This window comes from Methanoregula sp. (assembly GCF_003170075.1).
GTDB lineage: Archaea > Halobacteriota > Methanomicrobia > Methanomicrobiales > Methanospirillaceae > Methanoregula.
In genome coordinates, this window is record NZ_PMZU01000021.1 from 1 (window position 1) to 2,779 (window position 2,779).

A 2,779-nucleotide genomic window follows, 5' to 3' on the forward strand; every position below is an offset into this window, starting at 1 on the left:
CGTTAGGATCGGATGAAAACATACTGGTTTTAAAAAAACAGCAGCCTCTGGTACCGGCAACGTACACCCTGAGGTGACTCGAACAAAAGTTTTCCCAGATCGTGATTGTTGATATCAAGCACAGCGTTAAACTTTTTGTTCTTGACCAGTCCCCGCTGATGGAGAGAAGGCTGATGGGCAAAAAACTCAAGCCTGTCGTTCCGTGAAGCGGAGTTGATCATATCCTGAAGAGAGAAAAACTGTTCGGCCGCATCAATTTTCTGTTCCCCTGACAGGGCATAGACCCCGTCTTCTATAAACACCACACGCGTTCCGATTCCCTGGTGGGCGGATGCGATAGCAAAGGAAAGGGCCCCCATGGTCATCTCGGTTGTATAGGGACTGCCGGTGATTAGGATCACCAGTGATGGCGGGGCGTGATCTTTAACGGGCAGCCCGTCCACTATCCCGGGATGATCCAATCGGAGCTGGATGGATCCCGAGTTTGTCCCGAGAATACTGTGGTCTTTCGTGAACCGTTCAACCATTCCGGTCAGGCTCCTCAGTTTCAGGGGCTTGATCGTACAGGAAGAGATGACAAGTCCTTTCCCGTCGTCCCACATGCCGTACCCCCGTTCCGTTGCACACGGTGCCGACCCAAGAAGGAGGTAGTGTCGCTGGTGTTGCGAGGCGTGACTGGTGAGATCAGAGAAACCCTCACCCAGATTCCTGAAGGCTGTCGGGTGCTGGTTTGCATGTCCGATGTGTATCCCATCAAGGAACGCATAAAGTTCCGGATTGCAGTCCCGATCAAGTGCCGCTTCCAGGCAGAGGAGTGCGTACAGGGCCGCGCGATGCATATAAGGTGACTGTACCTGGAGGTACCCTATTGTTGTCTCCTCTGGAGCCTGAGCCCGGGTGGCATCCACCACCTCACCCCAGAATGATGGTTGTGACCCTTCAGGAACCGATTGCCGGCTGCTGACAAGACCGGAAAACTTCACTTTCAAGGAGTCGATGGAAAGTCCGCGAAGGTCAAGATCCTGCTGGTCACAAATGACCTTCAGGGAAGGAAGGGAAAGGATAATATCCCAGATCTGACTGGTTTCCCTGCCAAAGAGGCTGTAGAGGGCATCCCCGGTGAGAAAGAGAAGGAAGGCCGGATTTTTTTCCGGCACGGGCCGGCGAAGTGCCTCGGGCATGAACTGGATAAAATAATATTTAAGTACTTCTTCAGTCCATGACAGCCGCTCCAGGGTCAGGGCATTGCTTAAAAGGAGAAAATGTGATGTCATGGATCGTTTATCCCTGAATGTGAATATGGGCAAGTCATATAATCAATGTGACTAAATGCGTTCCTTTTACTGTGTACCTGTCTAAACCAGATACCTCGTTAACGGGATTGGAGAAAGAGAGTCCGGTTAATTACCGGCCCGGTTTACTGCTATGGGACCTGCGGATAGTCTATCACAGGTAGTTAGATATTTGCAAGCATTGCCGTCTCTCCGCGTCCGGAGAGGGTGATTACCTGGTACGGGCAAGCGCGGACACAGACACCGCATCCGGCACAGAGTTCTGACTTGACGTCAAGGCTTATCGATTTTCCGTCCCTGACCGTATAGATCTTGTCCTTCGTTGCCGGGTCAATTGTATAGAGCTCGAGAGCATTGACCGGGCAGGCACTCACGCAATTGCCGCACCCGGTGCACCGGTTTATGTTGACATGCACTGCAAACGCCATTGAAACATCACACTCAATTTAACTGATTATTACAATTATCAAACATTACTATTAAATTTTTTCAAACAGTGTATTCTGCGCTTTTCCCCGGAATTCCCGAAATGCAGTTGAAAACGTTTCCTGCACAAAAAGTGTTTCACGAAATCTCGCGTCGATCGGTTACAGAATAAGCGGGGTACTGGGGATGAATGGGCGCCTGTAAACACATCAGATTGTTCTCCTGCACCCGGAGGATGCTGCCGCCTCTGCTACGGCCCGGGCCACGGCCCGGGTCACATCCTTGTTAAGGATACTGGGCAGGATATGTCTCCGGTGAGGTTTCCGGACACACCCGGCGATCGCATGGGCGGCGGCGATCTTCATCTCGTCTGAGATGCGGGTAGCGCAGGCATCAAGCGCCCCCCGGAATATACCCGGAAATGCGAGCACGTTGTTGATCTGGTTCGGAAAATCACTTCTCCCGGTACCGACCACTGCGGCCCCTGCCTCTGTTGCCGCGTCCGGCCAGATCTCCGGCACGGGGTTTGCCATGGCAAAGACGATGGGGTTCTTGTTCATCGACCGGATCATGTCCTGCGTGATAATGCCGGGTGCCGAGACGCCAACAACAACATCCGCCCCGTCCATTGCATCGGAGAGCGAGCCGGTCCGGCCCGCGTGGTTGGTCTCCTCGCTCAAGATGAACTTGTACTTGTTCTGGTAGAGTCCTTCGCGCCGGCGGTGGATAATCCCCCGGGTGTCGCAGACCGTGATCTCATGGACCATCGTGCAGACGAGCGGGTCGTACCCGATACATTTGAGGAGCCGGGTGATGGAATAGCCTGCTGCTCCGGCACCGCAGACAACAATATTGAGGTCCTCGAATTTCCGTCCGGTCACCCGACAGGCATTCAGGAGCCCCGCGAGCACGATTACCGCGGTGCCGTGCTGGTCATCATGCATGACCGGTATCCCGATATCCTGAAGGGCGTCCTCGACTTCAAAACATTTCGGGGCTGCGATGTCTTCAAGATTTATCCCCCCGAAGACCGGTGCAATATTTTTTACCTGGTCAACAAA

At 53.3% G+C, this 2,779-nt stretch carries 3 protein-coding genes; all 3 read right to left on the reverse strand.

The genetic code is table 11. The annotated features are described in order from the left end of the window. Positions 1 to 29 precede the first annotated feature (29 nt). Complete coding sequence (locus QZN75_RS01830) at positions 30 to 1,274, reverse strand: DsrE family protein (RefSeq protein WP_292424015.1); 1,245 nt, start codon at positions 1,272 to 1,274, stop codon at positions 30 to 32. A 182-nt stretch (positions 1,275 to 1,456) separates the two neighbouring features. After that, positions 1,457 to 1,720: a 4Fe-4S dicluster domain-containing protein gene (locus QZN75_RS01835; RefSeq protein ID WP_292424017.1), complete on the reverse strand. Its 264-nt coding sequence runs from the start codon at positions 1,718 to 1,720 to the stop codon at positions 1,457 to 1,459. 207 nt (positions 1,721 to 1,927) lie between these two features. Continuing rightward, on the reverse strand, positions 1,928 to 2,779 hold an 852-nt coding region (locus QZN75_RS01840), incomplete at its 5' end, for an NADP-dependent malic enzyme (protein WP_292424019.1).